This is a genomic window from Rhodospirillum centenum SW (genome assembly GCF_000016185.1).
Classification (GTDB): domain Bacteria; phylum Pseudomonadota; class Alphaproteobacteria; order Azospirillales; family Azospirillaceae; genus Rhodocista; species Rhodocista centena.
On the sequence record NC_011420.2, the window covers coordinates 3,369,149 to 3,386,485 of the forward strand.

At 72.6% G+C, this 17,337-nt stretch carries 19 protein-coding genes; 13 read left to right on the plus strand and 6 right to left on the minus strand.

Annotation, left to right across the window (positions count from 1 at the left end):
• The first annotated feature begins 22 nt into the window (after positions 1–22).
• From phoB to ubiB, 3 genes are all read left to right on the plus strand, one after another.
• Entirely contained in the window at positions 23–727 is a 705-nt protein-coding gene (phoB, locus tag RC1_RS15635; protein WP_012568407.1) for a phosphate regulon transcriptional regulator PhoB, read from the plus strand.
• Positions 728–895: 168 nt separating this feature from the next.
• Positions 896–1,675, plus strand: a complete 780-nt coding sequence (locus tag RC1_RS15640) for a class I SAM-dependent methyltransferase (protein ID WP_012568408.1) — start codon at positions 896–898, stop codon at positions 1,673–1,675.
• A 273-nt stretch (positions 1,676–1,948) separates the two neighbouring features.
• On the plus strand, positions 1,949–3,487 hold the full coding sequence (ubiB, locus tag RC1_RS15645; protein ID WP_012568409.1) for a 2-polyprenylphenol 6-hydroxylase: 1,539 nt from the start codon (positions 1,949–1,951) through the stop codon (positions 3,485–3,487).
• Positions 3,488–3,508: 21 nt separating this feature from the next.
• Here ubiB and RC1_RS15650 read toward each other — a convergent pair whose 3' ends face one another.
• Positions 3,509–3,802, minus strand: coding sequence for a nucleotidyltransferase domain-containing protein (locus RC1_RS15650; RefSeq protein WP_012568410.1), 294 nt, complete (start codon positions 3,800–3,802; stop codon positions 3,509–3,511).
• Between the two features lie 86 nt (positions 3,803–3,888).
• Complete coding sequence (locus RC1_RS21865) at positions 3,889–4,395, minus strand: hypothetical protein (protein ID WP_012568411.1); 507 nt, start codon at positions 4,393–4,395, stop codon at positions 3,889–3,891.
• Positions 4,396–4,716: 321 nt separating this feature from the next.
• Between RC1_RS21865 and RC1_RS15660 the strand changes: the two genes are divergently transcribed.
• Together RC1_RS15660 and RC1_RS15665 are read left to right on the plus strand one after the other, a co-directional pair.
• The gene (locus RC1_RS15660) at positions 4,717–4,983 is read left to right on the plus strand and encodes a hypothetical protein (RefSeq protein ID WP_012568412.1); all 267 of its coding nucleotides are present in this window, start codon (positions 4,717–4,719) and stop codon (positions 4,981–4,983) included.
• A 234-nt stretch (positions 4,984–5,217) separates the two neighbouring features.
• Entirely contained in the window at positions 5,218–6,546 is a 1,329-nt protein-coding gene (locus RC1_RS15665) for an MFS transporter (protein ID WP_012568413.1), read from the plus strand.
• Between the two features lie 37 nt (positions 6,547–6,583).
• On the opposite strand, the gene RC1_RS15670 is transcribed toward RC1_RS15665, so the two are convergent.
• Positions 6,584–6,808 (minus strand): hypothetical protein, encoded by a 225-nt coding sequence (locus RC1_RS15670; protein ID WP_012568414.1) that lies wholly within the window; start codon positions 6,806–6,808, stop codon positions 6,584–6,586.
• 178 nt (positions 6,809–6,986) lie between these two features.
• A complete protein-coding gene (locus RC1_RS15675) occupies positions 6,987–7,838 on the minus strand; it encodes a tetratricopeptide repeat protein (protein WP_049766741.1) in 852 nt (283 codons plus the stop codon).
• Between the two features lie 6 nt (positions 7,839–7,844).
• Between RC1_RS15675 and RC1_RS15680 the strand changes: the two genes are divergently transcribed.
• Positions 7,845–8,741, plus strand: a complete 897-nt coding sequence (locus RC1_RS15680; protein WP_012568416.1) for an SDR family oxidoreductase — start codon at positions 7,845–7,847, stop codon at positions 8,739–8,741.
• Positions 8,742–8,765: 24 nt separating this feature from the next.
• On the opposite strand, the gene RC1_RS15685 is transcribed toward RC1_RS15680, so the two are convergent.
• The gene (locus tag RC1_RS15685) at positions 8,766–9,494 is read right to left on the minus strand and encodes a hypothetical protein (RefSeq protein WP_012568417.1); all 729 of its coding nucleotides are present in this window, start codon (positions 9,492–9,494) and stop codon (positions 8,766–8,768) included.
• A 162-nt stretch (positions 9,495–9,656) separates the two neighbouring features.
• A complete protein-coding gene (locus RC1_RS15690) occupies positions 9,657–10,322 on the minus strand; it encodes a glutathione S-transferase family protein (protein WP_012568418.1) in 666 nt (221 codons plus the stop codon).
• Between the two features lie 218 nt (positions 10,323–10,540).
• Between RC1_RS15690 and RC1_RS15695 the strand changes: the two genes are divergently transcribed.
• The 7 genes from RC1_RS15695 (at position 10,541) to RC1_RS15725 (ending at position 17,300) form a co-directional block, all read left to right on the plus strand.
• A complete protein-coding gene (locus tag RC1_RS15695; RefSeq protein ID WP_012568419.1) occupies positions 10,541–11,230 on the plus strand; it encodes a class I SAM-dependent methyltransferase in 690 nt (229 codons plus the stop codon).
• Positions 11,231–11,273: 43 nt separating this feature from the next.
• The gene (locus RC1_RS15700; protein WP_012568420.1) at positions 11,274–11,732 is read left to right on the plus strand and encodes a GNAT family N-acetyltransferase; all 459 of its coding nucleotides are present in this window, start codon (positions 11,274–11,276) and stop codon (positions 11,730–11,732) included.
• A gap of 127 nt (positions 11,733–11,859) precedes the next feature.
• Complete coding sequence (locus tag RC1_RS15705; RefSeq protein ID WP_012568421.1) at positions 11,860–12,906, plus strand: Acg family FMN-binding oxidoreductase; 1,047 nt, start codon at positions 11,860–11,862, stop codon at positions 12,904–12,906.
• Positions 12,907–13,066: 160 nt separating this feature from the next.
• The gene (locus RC1_RS15710; protein ID WP_012568422.1) at positions 13,067–14,158 is read left to right on the plus strand and encodes an efflux RND transporter periplasmic adaptor subunit; all 1,092 of its coding nucleotides are present in this window, start codon (positions 13,067–13,069) and stop codon (positions 14,156–14,158) included.
• A 79-nt stretch (positions 14,159–14,237) separates the two neighbouring features.
• On the plus strand, positions 14,238–14,933 hold the full coding sequence (locus RC1_RS15715) for an ABC transporter ATP-binding protein (protein ID WP_012568423.1): 696 nt from the start codon (positions 14,238–14,240) through the stop codon (positions 14,931–14,933).
• Between the two features lie 11 nt (positions 14,934–14,944).
• Positions 14,945–16,108 carry an ABC transporter permease gene (locus RC1_RS15720; RefSeq protein WP_012568424.1) on the plus strand — a complete coding sequence of 388 codons (1,164 nt, stop codon included), beginning with the start codon at positions 14,945–14,947 and terminating at the stop codon, positions 16,106–16,108.
• 4 nt (positions 16,109–16,112) lie between these two features.
• A complete protein-coding gene (locus RC1_RS15725; protein WP_012568425.1) occupies positions 16,113–17,300 on the plus strand; it encodes an ABC transporter permease in 1,188 nt (395 codons plus the stop codon).
• Positions 17,301–17,337: the final 37 nt, after the last annotated feature.

The following is a 17,337-nucleotide window of genomic DNA, read 5'->3' on the forward strand; positions in this document are numbered from 1 at the left end:
CAAGCCCCCAGCCGGACCCGCCATGAACTCAGCCCTGAAGCCCCTGATCCTGATCGTCGAGGATGAGGCGGATCTCGTCACCCTGCTGAAGTACAATCTGGAGAAGGAGGGGTTCCGCGTCATCTCCGCCAGCGACGGGGAGGAGGCGCTGCTGCTGGCCAACGAGCAGGCGCCGCATCTGGTGCTGCTGGACTGGATGCTGCCGCTGATGAGCGGGCTGGAGGTCTGCCGCCAGCTCCGGCGCAACCCGAAGACCCGCGACACGCCCGTCATCATGCTGACCGCCCGCGGCGAGGAGGCGGACAAGGTCCGCGGGCTGAACAGCGGGGCGGACGACTACATCGCCAAGCCGTTCAGCCCGACCGAGCTGGTCGCCCGCATGCGCGCGGTGCTGCGCCGCGCGGCACCGGGGCTGGCGGAGGAGCTGCTGCGCTTCGCCGACGTGGTGATGGATCTGGCCGCGCACCGGGTCCGCCGCAACGGCCGCGACGTGCATCTGGGGCCGACGGAGTTCCGCCTGCTGCGCCACTTCATGCAGCACCCCGGCCGGGTCTTCAGCCGCGAGCAGCTCCTGGACGTGGTCTGGGGGCACGACGTCTATGTCGAGCCGCGCACCGTGGACGTCCACATCCGGCGCCTGCGCAAGGCGCTGAACGAGACCGACGACCAGGACCTGATCCGCACCGTCCGCTCGGCCGGCTACGCGCTCGACCAGAACACGCTCTGAGCCGGACACTCTCCGGGCCGGAACACGCCCCGGGCACCGGCCGGCCGGGCGCCGCTTCCCCCGCCCGTCCCGGGCGGAAACCCGTCCGGGGTCAACTCCTTTTGAAAAAGCGTAGCTATTTGCCGCGCCCGCTTCCGTGCCCGCGCGCGCTGCGCTAGGGTGCCGCGCATGACTGAGACCACGCCCCCGCCGGGACAGGAGTCCCGCTTCTTCGGCTTCCGCGAGGTGGACCCGCGGGAGAAGACGCCGCTCGTACGGGGGGTCTTCTCCTCCGTCGCCACGCGCTACGACCTGATGAACGACCTGATGTCGGGGGGCATCCACCGACTCTGGAAGGACAGCTTCGTCTCCATGGTCGATCCCCGGCCGGGAGAGACCCTGCTGGACGTGGCCGGCGGCACGGGCGACATCGCCTTCCGCCTGTCGAACCGGGCGCCGGGCTCCCGCGTGCTGGTCTGCGACCTGACCGAGGCCATGGTCCGCGTCGGCCGCGACCGCGCCATCGACCGCGGCCTGCCGCAGCGCTCCGACGGCACCGGCATCGACTGGATGGTCGGCAATGCCGAGGCGCTGCCCATCGCCAGCCGCTCGGTGGATGCCTACACCATCGCCTTCGGCCTGCGGAACGTCACCCACATCGACGTGGCCCTGGCCGAGGCGCGGCGCGTGCTGAAGCCGGGCGGGCGGCTGTTCATCCTGGAGTTCAGCCACGTCACCCTGCCGATCTTCCGCGAGATCTACGACGGCTTCTCCTTCGGGGTGCTGCCGCGGCTGGGCGAGATGGTGGCCGGCGACCGCGAGAGCTACCAGTATCTGGTGGAGAGCATCCGGCGCTTCCCCCGGCAGGAGGCCCTGTGCCGCCGGATCGAGGCGGCGGGCCTGGCCCGCGTCCGCTACCGGAACCTGACCGGCGGCATCGCCGCCGTGCATTCCGCCTGGCGGGTCTGAGCCGATGCGGCCGGTGCTGCGGCATGACGGACGACCAGGGCGCCCGGCCCGTCGGGCTGTCCTGATTCCGTCCGTCCCGGGGCTGCCTGTTCTGGGGCTGCCTGTTCTGGGACTGCCGCACGACCGGCTGCGCAGCGCCGGCGGGACCGCCGCCGGCAGAGAAGACGCACGAACGGAACCGGCGCCGCGCCATGGCGCCCGAGGGACGATGACCAGTCAGACCGCGGTTCTCCGCGCCGGCCGGCCGGGCGTGCGCCCGGCGGAGGCGCGCCCATGATCACCATCGCCCGCAATCTCCTGCGCCTCGTCGTGATCGTCCGCACGCTCGGCAAGCACGGCGCGCTGGCGGTGGATGAATACAGCGATGTCACGCCCGGCGTCGCCTGGGTGCTCCGGCGGCTGAACAACCCGCACGCCATCGGGCGGCCGGGGGTGCGGCTGGCCCGCGCCCTGACCGAGCTGGGCCCCAGCTTCGTCAAGCTGGGACAGGCCCTGTCCACCCGCGCCGATCTGGTGGGCGATGCGGTGGCGGCCGATCTGGCGCAGCTCCGCGACCGGCTGGACCCGTTCCCGGCCGACGAGGCCGTCGCCATCATCGAGTCGGAGCTGGAGCGGCCGATCGGGGTGCTGTTCTCCCGCTTCGATCCGAAGCCGGTGGCCGCGGCCTCCATCGCCCAGGTCCACTATGCCGAGGCGCCGGACGGCCGCCGGCTGGCGGTGAAGGTGCTGCGGCCGGGCATCGCCCAGGCCTTCCGCCAGGACATCGACCTGATGTACTGGCTCGCCGATCTGGCGCTCTGGCTGCAACCGCGGCTGAAGCGCCTGAAGCCGGTGGAGGTGGTGGACACCTTCGCCGAGACGGTGGCGATGGAGATGGACCTGCGGATGGAGGCGGCCGCCGCCTCCGAGATGGGGGACAATTTCCGCGACGATCCCAGCTTCAACGTCCCCACCATCGACTGGGACCGCACCAGCACCCGCGTGCTGACGCTGGACTGGGTGGAGGGCATTCCGGTCGACCGGGTGGATCAGATCCGCGCCGCCGGCCTGGACCCCGACCGGGTGCTGCTGTACGCCGCCAACGGCTTCTTCAACCAGGTCTTCCGCGACGGCTTCTTCCACGCCGACCTGCATCCCGGCAACCTGTTCGTGGACATGCAGGGCAATCTGATGACGGTCGATTTCGGCATCGTCGGCCGCATCGACCGGCAGACCCGGCTCTATCTCGCCGACATGCTGCTGGGCTTCCTGAACCGCGACTACGATCTGGTGGCGCGGGTGCATTTCGATGCCGGCTTCGTGCCGCGCACCCAGTCGCTGGAGATGTTCCGGCAGGCCTGCCGCGCCATCGGCGAGCCGGTCCACAACAAGCCGATGAGCGAAATCTCCATCGGCCGGTTGCTGGCCCAGCTCTTCGCCGTGACCGAGCGGTTCCAGATGGAGACGCAGCCGCAGCTCCTGCTGCTGCAGAAGTCCATGCTGACGGCCGAGGGCGTCGGCCGGGCGCTGAACTCCCGCATCAACATGTGGGAGATGGCCCGGCCGCTGATCGAGGAATGGATGCGGGAGAACCGCGGGCCGGAGGCGCGCGTCGCCCAGGCCGCGGGGGCCCTGGCGCAGATCGCCGGCGGGCTGCCCCGGCTGGTGCGCGATGCCGAGGCCCTGGCCTCGCAGGTGTCGGAAGGCGGGCTGCGCATCCACCCGGCCAGTCTGCGCGAGATCGACACCCGCCAGCGCGCCCGCACGGCCCAGCAGCTCCGCCCCGTCTGGGCGGTCATCGTCCTGCTGGTGCTGATCCTGCTGTTCGGCTGAGGAAGGCCCCCGGGCCTTCCCTCACAGCACCACCCCCGTCCGGTAGGCGATGCGCTGGATCGGCAGCGGCGGTTCGCCGCGCACATGCAGCAGCAGGTCCACCCGCTGGTCGTCCAGGGCCTGTTCCAGCGCCCAGTGCAGGCGGGCCTCGCGGCCGGAGTCGGGCCGGGCGTCCACGGTGACGATCAGGTCGATGTCGCCGCCGCGGCGGCCGTCGTCCACGCGGCTGCCGAACAGGCGCACCTCCGCCGCGGTGCCGAGATGCTCGGCCACCAGATGCTTGATGATCCTGATCTCGTCCGTCTTCAGCCGCATGGGACCAGCATAGAGGGTCTTCCGTCCGGCGGGAACCGGGCCGTTCCGGCCGTTCCGGCCGCCCCGGCGCTCCCCGGACGCGCCGTTCAGGGCGCCCGCGTGGTCGCGCCGTCCGTGCCCCCGTCGTCCGTGCCCGGTGACCCGGCCGCCGTCTCCAGCCCGGCGAGCAGGGCGGTCAGGTGGGGTACGGCGCGGGCGGCGGCGTTCAGCAGTTCCGCCTCCTCCGCCGGATCGACGGGGAAGGCGTCGCGCAGCCGGTCGCGCAGCCGGGTCAGGTGGTCGAACGCCTCCGCGTCCGGCACCAGCCGCATCCCGGCCAGCAGCCCCGCCAGCTCGCGCGTGGTCTTGCCCCGCGCCTCCAGCCCGGCCCGGCCCATGGCCGCCGGCAGCACCCGGCCCGCCAGCAGCCCGTGCAGGGTGCGGAAGCGGTGCAGCAGGGCGTCCGCCTCGGTGCGGAACTTCTCGGGCATGTAGGCCAGTCCCGTGCCGGTGACGGGCAGCACCGCCCGCAGCTCGTCCAGCGAGTCGTTCAGGCGCCGGGCCACCTCGCGCGCGGCCGCCAGCGCCTTTCCCGGATCGTCCTGCTCCGCCATCGTCGCCTCCCGCACGCGAAGGGCGGCCCGCCGTCCGCCCCCTGGTTCCGCGGACAGTGTAGACCGGCCCGCGGCCGGTCGGAAGGACCGCGCCCCGGGCCTCCCCCGGAAGCGGGGCCGACGGGTAAGGAAAAGGTGAAGGTCCGCCTGCAAAGGATGCGGGGCAGCCATCGGAAAAGGCGCAGGATTATCGCCGCTGAAAAGCCATAGCCCGGTCCTATGTTATTGGTGTCGGGAGCGGGGCGCTTCCGGCCATGTCCAACCCAGGGACCTTGCATGTTTCCCGCAGTGGCGACCGGAGCCCGCAATCCGGAACCCGGCATGACGGCTGCCGCACTGTCCGTCACCGAAGAGACCCCGACGCTCGCCCGCGCGTTTCCGCCCTACGGCCCCGACGCCCTGGCGCGCCAGATCATGACGGCGCTCGATCGCTGCCGACGCCTCGGCCACCATGATCCCAGCGTGACCCTGACCCGCCCGACCGCCGTGGTCGAAGGGGTGCAGGGCCTGCTCAGGGATGCCGGCCTGCGGCCCAGCGTGAAGCCCGCCGGTGTCGGTGGCTGCCTCGTCCTCACCGTCCGCGGGTAGGACTGGCCGAGGATAGGACTGGCCGCGGCCCGGCTTTCCTGTCTTCCGAGTTCCCTGTCACCCGAGTTCCTCCTGGCCCGCCCCCGTTCCGCCGCCTCCGGGCGACGGGGCGGGGCGCGGCGTGTCCGCATGCCCGAATGGCCGCCCCGGTATCGCCCCGGGCGGCGCTTGCCGTGGCCGGGGCCGTCTGCCACTTTCGCCCCGCCTGCGCGGTGATGCTGAGGAACAGGGCGGATGGCGGAGAGCTTGCAGGGCAGAAGGGCCGCGGTCGCCGGCTGGTGCCTCTACGACTGGGCGATGTCGGCCTTCAACACGGTGGTCGGCACCTTCGTCTTCAGCCGCTACTTCACCGACGCCGTGGCCGCCGATCCCGAGTCGGGGGCGCGGGACTGGGGCTTCGCGCTGGCCCTGTCGGGGCTGGCGGTGGCCGTGCTGTCGCCCGTGCTGGGCGCCATCGCCGACCAGGGAGGCCGGGCCAGACCGTGGCTGGCGGTGTTCACGGCGCTGACGGTGGCGGGCTCGGCCTGCCTCTTCCTGGTGCGGCCGGACCCGTCCTACATCCTGCTGGCGCTGGTCGCCTTCGGCGTCGCCGCCACCGCCTTCGAGCTGGCGAACGTCTTCTACAACGCCCTGCTGCAGTCCGTGGCGCCGCCGGGGATGATCGGCCGCGTCTCCGGCTGGGGCTGGGGCGTGGGCTATCTCGGCGGGCTCGGTGCGCTCGTGCTCTGCCTCGTGCTCCTGATCCAGACCGACCGGCCGCTGTTCGGCCTGCTGGGGACGGAGGATGCGGCGCCGGTGCGCGCCACCTCCGTCCTGGTCGCCGTCTGGTACGCGCTGTTCAGCCTGCCCCTGTTCCTGCTGGTGCCGGACCGCGCCCCCTCCGGCCTGTCGGCGTCGGAGGCGGTGCGCCGCGGCCTCGCCACCCTGGCCGGGACGATCCGGCACGCCGGGCGCCGCGCCAACACGGTGCGCTTCCTGATCGCCAGCGCGCTCTGGCGCGACGGCATCAGCACCATCACCGCGTTCGGCGGCATCTTCGCCGGGGCGCTGTTCGGCATGACGACGGCACAGATCATCGTCTTCGCCATCCTGCTGAACGTCTCAGCCGGGGCGGGGGCGATCGGCTTCGCCTGGCTGGACGACCGGGCCGGGGCGAAGCCGACGCTGCTCCTCAGCCTGGGCGGTCTGCTGCTGTCGGGGCTGGCGATGCTGCTGGTGGGGACGCCCTGGTGGGCCTGGGCGCCGGACCTGTCGCTGCCGCTGGACTTCACCCCGGACCAGCAGTGGCTGCTGGTCTTCGGCCTGCTGCTGGGCGTCTTCTTCGGTCCGGCGCAGGCGGCGGCACGCTCCATGATGGCGCGGCTGTCGCCGCCGGAGATGCAGACGGAGTTCTTCGGCCTCTACGGCCTGACGGGCCGCGCCATCGGCTTCATCGGGCCGCTCGCCTACGGCCTTGCCACCGATGCCTTCCAGAGCCAGCGGGCCGGCATGTCCACCGTGCTGGTGCTGTTCCTGGTCGGGATGGGGCTGCTGCTGACGGTGCGGGAGCCGCCGCGCGGCTGAGGGTCCTCCTCACCGGGCGGCCAGCCGCCCTTGCTCTTCACCGGGCGGCCAGCCGCCCTTCCGGCTGCGTCAGCGCCTTGGCATCCGCCTCCGCCCTGATGTCGGCCGCGTCCAGGCCGGCGGTCATCAGGGGGGAGGCCGCCGCGGGGGCCTTCACGGCCGGGCGCGTGGCGGCGGCGAGCGCACTGCCGCCCCCGACGATGACGATGGTGGCCAGGACGAAGACGGCGATCGGGCTGCGGATGGAAGAAGCGGCGGCCATGGTCTGTCCCCTTGCGCGGACCCGGCTGTCAGGGGCCGGGCTGTCGTGTCGCTGGCCCGCGGCGGCGGACCCGGGTCCAGTTGGCCTGCCGTCCGCGGCGGCGGTGGGGAGCAATCGTGGCGGGATCGTGGAAAGGCGGGGGCGGGACCGGGACGGTGCGGGCCGTATCCCCTGCCGCTCAGCGCCGGGCGCCCTCCTTCCGCTCCTGCGCCTCCAGGGCGTCCAGCGCCTCCAGGTTTGCCGCCGCGGCCTGGGCGAAGGAGCCCTGCCCGGCGATTCGGCCGACCTGCATCCAGTCGGCGCGGGCGCCCTCCCGGTCGCCCCGTTCCGCCCGCAGGCTGCCGCGCAGCAGCAGGGCCTGCGGCGCGCTGGGGTCGAGCGCCAGGGCGCGGTCCACGTCGCGGGCGGCATCGCTGTCCTGGCCCAGCGCGCGGTTCACCTGCGCCCGCAGGACATGGGCATCGACCCGCCGGGGCGCGGCGGTCAGCACCGCGTCCAGATCGGCCAGCGCGTCCCAGAAGCGTTCCTGCCCGGCCGCCAGCACGGCCCGGTCCAGGCGCAGTTCAACGTCGCGGGGCGCCAGATCCAGGGCGCGGTCCAGGGCCTTGGCGGCCCGTTCCGGTTCCTTGGCGTTCGCCCAGGCCAGCGCCGTCCGGCCCCAGAGGTTCGCCCGCACGGCCGCGCCGTCGCCCGTCAGGGCCGGGATCACCCGTTCGAACAGCTCCGCCGCCGGGCGCCAGTCCGCCCGCAGCAGCAGCGCCACCGCCTGGCACAGCAGGGCATCGTTGCCGCCGCCCTGGCGCTGCCAGAGCCGCGCCTCCTCAAGCGCGAAGTCCGGGGCCGCCTCGGCCCGGGCAAGGCAGGAGGCGCGGTCGCGCACCGGATCGGCCGCGGCCGGGGCGCAGAGCAGCGCCAGTCCCGAGACCAGCAGGAGAAGAGACCCGGCGGGCCGGCGGCCGGCGGGCGGAAGGTTGCAGCATCGCATCATGGCGCCTAGCTTGATGATCCGGTCCGTTCTGTCCAGGGGCATTCGCGCATGACCCGGAAGCTCTTCGTCTTCGGCCTCGGCTACAGCGCCCTGGCCCTCACCCGTCTCGTGCTGGCGGAGGGCTGGCGCGTCGCCGGCACCACCCGCGACCCGGCCAAGGCCGCCGCCCTGCGGGAGGCCGGCATCGAGGCGCACCTGTTCGGCCCCGGCCGGCCGCTGGATGATCCGGCGGCGGCGCTGGCCGGCACCAGCCACCTGCTGGACTCCGCCCCGCCCGAGCCGGGACCCGACGGGACGCGCGACGGCAGCGGCCACGACCCGGTGCTGGCGCAGCACGCCGACGTCATCGCGGCGCTGCCGCTGACCTGGGCCGGCTATCTCTCCACCACCGGGGTCTACGGCGACACCGGCGGCGCCTGGGTGGACGAGGACTCGCCGCTGCGCCCCGGCAATGCCCGCGGGCGGGAGCGGGTGGAGGCGGAAGAGGGCTGGCTCTCCCTCTGGCGGGAGCACGGCGTTCCGGTCCACCTGTTCCGGCTGGCCGGCATCTACGGCCCCGGCCGCAGTCCGGTGGACCAGCTCCGGGCCGGCAGGGCCCGGCGCATCGTGAAGCCGGGTCAGGTGTTCAGCCGCATCCATGTGGACGACATCGCGGCCGTGCTGCGCGCCTCCATGGAGCGGCCACGCCCCGGCACCGCCTACAATGTCTGCGACGACGAGCCCACCCCTGCCGACGAGGTGATGGCCTATGCGGCGGGCCTGCTGGGGATGGAGCCGCCGCCGGCCGAACCCTACGACCCGGCGACGGCCTCGCCCATGCAGCGCAGCTTCTATTCGGAGACGCGGCGGGTGCGGAACGACCGCATCCGGACGGACCTGGGAGTCCGGCTGGCCTATCCGACCTACCGGGAGGGGATGCAGGCCCTGGTCCGCAGCGCCGGCTGAGGCGCTGCGGTTCCCGGCCGCCCGTCAGGGCTGCTTCGGCGGGGCGAGATCGGGCGGCACGGCGAAGGCGCCCAGCGTGACCCGCGCGGTCAGGTGCAGCTTCTCCTGCACGCCTTCCTCCAGCATGTCCGCGGCCTCCATGCCGCGGGCCGGGGCCATGGCCATGCGGCTGCTCATCAGCTTGGGCATCGGCTCCTCGCTGAAGTCGATGCCGGCGACGCGGAACTGCCGGTCGGGGAAGACCTTGGCAAGCCGGGCCAGCTCGGCCGTCACCTTGCCGTACAGCTCCTCCCGCAGGCGGGAGCGGACGGCCTCCGTCTCGGCCAGGGTGGGGTCGAAGGCGACGCCGCCGATGCGGACCTGGAGGCCGGGGCGGCTGACCTTCTTGGCGCGGTCGGCAAGGCCGGCGAGCTGCGCCTCGGGCAGACGCGCCTCCAGCTCGGCCTGCCAGCGGTCCAGCCCGGCCTCGTCCTGGCGGCGGTCCAGCCGCAGGATGCGCCATTCGGCCTTGTCCGCCACGGCTGTCGCGGCTTTCAGAAGTTCCGGCCGGAGCTGGCTGGCCTCGGCGCCGTTGCCGGCGGCGTCCACGATCAGGCTGACGCGGGCGGTCTCCGTCTTCACCCAGTCCTCGGCCTCCAGCGACAGCGACACGGTGTCGATGAAGACGGGCGGCTGGACGATCTGGGCGCCGGCCGGGGCGGCGGCGATCAGGCCGGCCGTCAGGGCCAGCGCGGGCAACAGGCGTCGGTGCATGGAGGGTCTCCCGTGGCTTCGGGTCCGGGAACAACGGAATTCCGGTGCCGCGGCGCCGGCCGGACCCGGATCCATCCAGCCCCAGGAAGGGGGCGGAATTGCGACGGTGGCGGAGCGTCCGTGCGGCATCCGTCGGGCGGACCTCCCGTGGTCCCGCCGGGCTCAGAAATCCAGGTCGGCGTAGTGCGCCGGCGGCGAGGCGCCGGGGATGTGGTCGCCCAGCACCGGGCGGAAGCTGGGCCGGCTCTTGATCCGGGCGTACCAGTTCTTCGCCTCGGGATGGTCGTCCCAGGGCACGTCGCCCAGATAGTCCAGGCAGGACAGATGCGCCGCGGCCGAGATGTCGGCCAGCGTCAGGTCGTCACCGGCAAGCCAGGTCCGGCGCTCCGCCAGCCAGGCGATGTAGTCCAGGTGGTAGTGGATGTTGGCGAGCCCGGCGCGGATCGCCTGGGCGTGCGGGGTGCCCTGGCCGGCAAGGCGCTTGAGCATCTTCTCCCCGACCAGCAGATCCGTCACCTCGCGGGCGAACTTCTCGTCGAACCAGGCGGCCAGCCGCCGCGTCTCCGCGCGGGTGACCTGATCGGGTCCCAGCAGGGTGATGGGGAAGCCTTCCTCCAGATACTCGCAGATCGGGCCGTGACCGACGACGACGACGCCGTCATCCTCCACCAGAACGGGAACCTCCCCGGCCGGGTTCAGCATCAGGAAGTCTTCCCGGCGCTCCCAGGGCTTCTCCAGCGCCAGATCGAACTCGACACGCTTCTCCCCCAGCGCGACACGCACCTTGCGGGAAGAGGCGGAGAGCGGATGATGGTACAAGGTGCGCATCGGTGGTCCATGAGACCGGGGCGGCCGCCGTTCCCGGACCGCCGGCGCGGGACATTCCTGTCCACAGTCTGCCGGTTCCTCGGGGGCGCGGCCTCTCTACGGACCCGGCCGGGGTCCGCCGCCCGGATCGTGTGCCACAGCGGCACGCGGGCTGACAAGGCTTCCCGCGCGCCGGCGGTGGTCGCAAAAGGGTGCGTCGCAGCAGAAGGAAACGGCCCATGGTACGACACGACCATCCGGAGATGGACGCGACGCCCTGCCGCGGCGGCTGCGCCGGGACCCCGCCGGCCGCGGGCGGCGGCTGGCTGCGGCGGCTGCACGCCTGGTTCCTGCACGTCTATGCCGACGGCTACAACGCGAAGGTGGATGCCCGGAAGCGTCACCTGATCGGGGGACTGCGCGGCGCCGTGCTGGAGATCGGCCCCGGCTCCGGCGCCAATATCGGTTATTTCGCGTCGGGCATCCACTGGACGGGGGTGGAGCCCAATCCGATGGCGTACCCCTATCTGCGGCGCAAGGCGGATGCCGCCGGGCTGGACGCCACCCTGCTGGCGGGCACGGCGGAGCGGCTGCCGGTCCCCGACGCCAGCCAGGACGCCGTCGTCTCCACCCTGGTGCTGTGCAGCGTGGCCGATCCCGACCGGGTGCTGGCCGAGGTCCGGCGGGTGCTGAAGCCCGGCGGCCGCTTCGTCTTCATCGAGCATGTCGGGGCCGAGCCCGGCAGCGGCGAACGGCACTGGCAGCGGCGGGTGAAGCCGGTCTGGCGCCGGCTGGGCGACGGCTGCGAGCCCGACCGCGACACCGCCGCCCGCATCCGGGCCGCCGGTTTCGCCCGCGTGGACATCGAGCCGTTCCGGATGCCATACCCGATCGTCGCCCCGCACATCGCGGGATGGGCGGAACGCTGACCGCTCCGCCGGGGCAGGGCCGGGAGAGGGAGGAACGGCGCGGATGGGAACGGGCATCACGGTCACCCCGGCCACGGCGGGGGACGCGGCGGACTGGCACCGGCTGTTCGCCGGCTACTGCGCCTTCTACGGGGAGGCACTGCCCGACGGCGTCGCCGCCGATGTCTGGCGCCGCATCCTGGAACCCGGGCATCCGGTCAAGGGCCTGCTCGCCCGGGAGGCGGACGGGACGGTGGTCGGGCTCTGCAACTACGTCCTGCACGACAACACCTGGAGCGTCCGCACGGACTGCTACCTGGAGGACCTCTATACCGATCCCGCGGCGCGCGGCCGCGGCGTCGGCCGGGCCCTGATCGAACGGCTGGTGGCGACGGGGCGGCAGGCCGGCTGGCGCCGCGTCTACTGGCACACGCAGGAGGACAACGCCACCGCCCGGCGGCTCTATGACAGGGTCACGGGCGGCCGCGACGCCTTCGTCCGCTACACGGTCAAGCTGGTCTGACCGGCATCCCCCCGGGCGGTGCCGCGATTGACCCCCGTCAAGGCCGGGCGGCCCGCCCCGCGCTAGGGTCCGCCCGTTCCAGTTCCTGCTGCCCCCAGTTCCGTCCGCCCCCGGGAGGAGAGCCGCCATGGCCTACGACGAACCCTGGACCCTGGATGCCGAGGATTTTCCGGAGGAGGGGCCGCAGCGCGAGCAGATCCGCTTCGCACTGCGCTACGCCGTCCTGGCGCCCAGCGGGCACAACACCCAGCCCTGGTCGCTGGTCCTCTCCGACTCCTTTGTCGAGCTGCGGGCCGACCGCGAGCGCGCCCTGCCGGTGGTCGATCCGGCCGGCCGCGAGCTGCTGATCTCCTGCGGGGCGGCGCTGGGGCATCTGACGGTCGCCCTGCGCGCCTTCCACCGCGCGCACATCGTGGAGACCTTCCCCGACCCCCGCGACCCGGACCTTCTGGCCCGGGTCCTGCTGACGGGGGAGAAACTGCTGCCCGATGCGGAGGCGCGGGCGCTGCTCGATGCGATCCCGCGGCGGCACAGCAACCGCTCCGCCTATGAGGACCGTCCGGCCGAGCCGCGCGACCTGATGGCCTGCGTCGCCGCGGCGGAGGCGGAAGGGGCGCTGCTGCACGTTCTGACCGAGCCGGGCGAGCGCGATGCCGTGGCCGCCCTGATCGCGGAGGGCGATCTGGCCCAGATGCACGACCCCGCCTTCCGGCGCGAGCTGGCGCACTGGGTGAAGTCCCGCCACGGGGCCGACCAGGACGGCCTGTCCGCCCGGGCGTTCGGCCTGCCCGACGCGCTCTCGGCCGTGGGGGCGCTGGTCATCCGCTTCACCGACCAGGGCGACAGCGTGGCCGCGAAGGACAGCCGTCTGGCCCGGGACGCCCCGGCGCTGGCCGTGCTGACGACGCCGGGCGACACCCCGGCCGACTGGCTGGCGGCGGGGCGGGCGCTGTCGCGGGTGCTGCTGACCCTGACCGGGGCCGGGCTGGCCGCCGCCTTCCTGAACGAACCGATCGAGGTGCCGGAGCTGCGGCCGCGGCTGCGCGATCTGCTGCCGCGCTTCAACTGCACAGGCGACGGGGTGCCGCAGCTTCTGCTGCGGATCGGCTATCCGCAGCAGAGCGTGCCCGCCGCCGCCCGCCGCCCGCTGGAGGACGTGCTGGTCGAGCAGTGACAGGCCGGGTGCTGACAGGACGGGGGCCGGTCCGCGCTGTGGTGGCGGGCGTGCCATCGCGGTGCAATCTTGCCGCCGCGCGCTTTTCATCCCATGGACCTAATACCATAGTCATGGCGCGTGACGGACCGCCGGCCGACCGGCCGGCCGACGAGGTAGGATGATGCAGGAAGACAAGGCGGCGCTCTTGCGCGCCCTCACGATCGACCGGACCCGCCCCCCCGCCCGGCGCGGCGTGCCCTGGAAGACCGTGGCGGCCGGGCTGGCCGCGGGCTGCATCGTCGCGGCCGGCGCCTACTGGTACATGATCGACGGTCAGCCGCCGGCCCGCACCGCCGAGCGCGCGCCGGCCAAGGCGCCGCCGCCCGCCGCCGCCCCCCGTTCCGAACCGGCCGCCACCACGACAGCCTCCACGGCCCAGGCGCGGCCCGCCACTCCGGTGCCCGCCGCCGCTCCGGCGGTGCCGCGGGCGGGCTCGCTGGTCGCCTCGGGCTACATCGTCGCCCGCCGCAAGGCCACCGTGGCGGCGGAGATCACCGGCCGCATCGTGGACGTGCTGGTGGAGGAGGGGATGCGGGTCGAAGAGGGGCAGGTGCTGGCCCGGCTCGACGCCGCGCTCGCGGAGATCGACCTGTCGCTGGCCCGCGCCGCCGTGGACCAGGCGCAGGCGACCGTCGCCGGCCACCAGGCGGACCTGCGCGACGCCGAGAGCACGCTGAAGCGGGTCCGCAGCCTGTCGCGCAATGCCAACGCCAGCGAGGCGGACCTGATCAAGGCGCAGGCCCGCGTGGACTCCCTGCGCGCCCAGATCCGGGCGGCACAGGCCCAGATCGAGACGGCTAAGCTGGACGTCTCCCGCCGGGCGGAGCAGCTCTCGAAATACACCATCGCGGCCCCCTTCTCCGGAGTCGTGATCGACAAGAACGCCCAGCCGGGAGAGATCATCTCTCCGGTGTCGGCGGGCGGCGGCTTCACCCGCACCGGCATCTGCACCATCGTGGACATGGACAGCCTGGAGGTGGAGGTGGACGTGAACGAGGCCTATATCGGCCGCGTCGTCGCCGGCCAGCGGGTGGAGGCGGTGCTGGACGCCTATCCGGACTGGCGCATTCCGGCCCGGGTCATCGCGGTGGTGCCGACGGCCAACCGCGACAAGGCGACGATCCAGGTCCGCATCGGGTTCGACGGGCGCGATCCGCGCATCCTGCCCGACATGGCGGCGAAGGTGACCTTCCTGGAGGACCGCGCCTGACGCGGGCGGCCGGGGACGGACGGAAACGGAACGGGCACGGACCGGCCGGCAGCGGCGCCGGCCGACAGCGGGAAAGACCATGGGCGACGCACTGATCCGGCTGACCGAAGTCTCCAAGCGCTTCATCAAGGCGAAGGAGACGATCACCATCTTCGACCGCCTGGACATGGCGATCCCGCGCGGCGATTTCGTCGCCGTCATGGGACCCAGCGGGTCGGGCAAGACGACGCTGCTGAACCTGCTGGGCGGCATCGACCGGCCGACCTCCGGCGCGGTCCAGTTCGACGGCGTGCGCATCGACGGCCTGTCGGAAGGGGCGCTGGCCGACTGGCGCGCCGCCAATGTCGGCTTCATCTTCCAGTTCTACAACCTGATGCCGATGCTGACGGCGGCGCGGAACGTGGAACTGCCGCTGCTGCTGACCCGCCTGGACGCGGCCGAGCGGCGGCGGCGGGTGGAGATCGCGCTGCGGCTGGTGGATCTGGGCGACCGCATGGGCCACTACCCGCGGGAGATGTCGGGCGGCCAGATGCAGCGCGTCGCCATCGCCCGCGCCGTCGTCTCCGACCCCAAGATGCTGCTCTGCGACGAACCGACGGGCGATCTCGACCGCACCACGGCGGACGAGATCCTGCGGATGCTGCAACTGCTGAACCGGGAGATGGGCAAGACCATCGTCATGGTCACCCACGACCCGGAGGCCGCCCGCTACGCCCGCCGCGTCCTGCACCTGGACAAGGGGCAGTTCGTCGAGCGCGACCTGGACGCGGCCTGACGGGGGCGGGGATGGACGATTTCTACCTGGTCCGCAGAAACCTGTTCCGGCGCAAGCTGCGGGCCTTCCTGATGGTGGTCAGCATCTTCGTCGCCTTCCTGATCTTCGGCGTGCTGGCCAGCTTCGAGCGGGCCTTCAACTCGGCCGAGGCGGCGGCGGCCGACAACCGGCTGGTTGTCGTCAACCGGATCAACTTCACCCAGCCGCTGCCGCTGGCCTACCTGGACCGGGTGCGGGGGGTGGAAGGCGTGCGGGTGGCCAGTCACTGGAACTGGTTCGGCGGCTATTTCCAGGAGCCGCGCAACTTCATCGTCACCTTCGCGGTGGAGCCGGAGACCTATCTGGAGATCTTCCGCGAGGACTTCGCCTTCGATCCGGCCGAGCGGGAGGCGTTCCTGCGCGACCGCGGCAGCCTGGCGGTGGGCGAGGCGGTGGCGCGGAAATACGGCTGGCAGGTCGGCGACCGGGTGCCGCTGTCCAGCACCATCTTCACCAACCGGACGACCGGCACCCGCACCTGGGACTTCACCATCGCCGCCATCTTCCGGCCGGCGCGCGACCGGGTGGACACCAACCTCGTGGCCTTCCACTACGACTATTTCAACGAGACGCGCAGCTTCGGGAAGGACTTCATCGGTTCCGTCCTGGTCGAGACGACGGGGCCGGAGGTGAACGACAGGGTCGTCGCCGCCGTGGACGGCATGTTCGCCAATTCGCCCTTCGAGACCTCGACGACGACCGAGGGGGCGTTCAACAAGCAGTTCGCCGCCCAGCTCGGCAACATCGCCCTGATCGTGACGCTGGTGGTGGGGGCCGCCTTCCTGACCATCCTGATGATCGTCGGCAACACCATGGTCATGGCGATCCGCGAGCGCACGCGGGAGATCGGGGTGCTGAAGACACTGGGCTTCCCCAGCGGCCGGATCTTCCGCATGGTGCTGGGGGAGAGCGTGCTGCTGGCCCTGCTGGGCGGCATTCCGGGACTGATCGCGGCGGCGGCGGCCTGCGCCGTGCTGGCGCCGATGGCCGGCGCCTTCGCGCCGGGCCTGCGGCTGGTGCCGCAGACGGCCTTCCTGGGGGTGGGGCTGATGCTGCTGCTGGGTCTGGTCACCGGCGTCGTGCCGGCGCTGAACGCGCTGCGCATGAGCATCGTCACCGCCCTGGGGAGGGACTGAGCCCGTGCGCCTGCTGAACCAGATCGTCGCCGTCACGGCGATCAACCTGAAGAGCATCCCGCGCCGCTTCTGGGTGTCGCTGTCCACGGTGGTGGCGATCGCGCTCGTGGTGACGGTGCTGCTGTCCTTCCTGGCGATGGCGAACGGTTTCCGGCAGACCCTGCGCGGCACCGGCTCGCCGGACGTGGCGGTGCTGCTGCGCGGCGGCGCCAGCGTGGAGATCAACAGCTCCGTCGGCCGCGACCAGCTCCGCCTGATCGAGGAGGCGCCGGGCATCGCCCGGGGGGCCGACGGCAAGGCGCTGGTCTCGGGCGAGCTGTACCTCATCGTGGACGGGCTCAAGCGGGCCAGCGGCACCAAGGCCAACATCGCCCTGCGCGGGCTGGGTCCGGAAGGGGAGGCGATCCGCCAGGGCTTCCGCATCGTCGAGGGCCGGATGTTCGAGCCTGGTGCGGCGGAGATCATCGTCGGCCGCTCGCTGCTGAGCGAGTTCGCCGGGTTCGAACCCGGCAGCACGGTGCGGCTGGGCACCGGCACCTGGACCGTGGTCGGCATCTTCGAGATGGGCGGCAGCGTCTTCGAATCCGAACTCTGGGCCGATGTCGGCACGGTGCAGAGCCTGTTCAACCGCAGCAACTTCTACCAGAGCATCCGGGTCCGGCTGGACGGACCCGACGCGCTGGCGGCGCTGAAGACCTATGTCGATGCCGACCCGCGCCTGAAGCTGGACGCGAAGACGGAGCAGACCTACTTCGCCGATCAGGCGGCGGGCACCGGCGGGCTGATCCAGAGCCTGGGCTGGCCGCTCGCCATCGCCATGGCGATGGGCGCGCTCGCCGGCGCCCTGAACACCATGTACAGCTCGGTCGCCGCCCGCACGACGGAGATCGCCACCCTGCGGGCGCTGGGCTTCGGCGGCATCCCCGCCTTCGTCGGCACGCTGGTGGAGAGTCTGGCGCTGGCCGGCCTGGGCGGGGTGGTCGGCGCGCTGCTGACCTGGGTCTTCTTCGACGGGCTGACGGCCAGCACCTTCGGCGGCAGCTTCACCCAGGTGGTGTTCAGCTTCCGGCTCACCCCGGGGCTGGTGATGCAGGGGGTGACGCTGGCGCTGGTCGTCGGCTTCATCGGCGGCCTGTTCCCGGCCATCCGCGCCACCCGCGTCCCCCTGGTCGCCGCCTTCGGACAGCGATAGGGCCTTCCCGGCGCCGCCGGAAAGGCCCTGCCGTTCC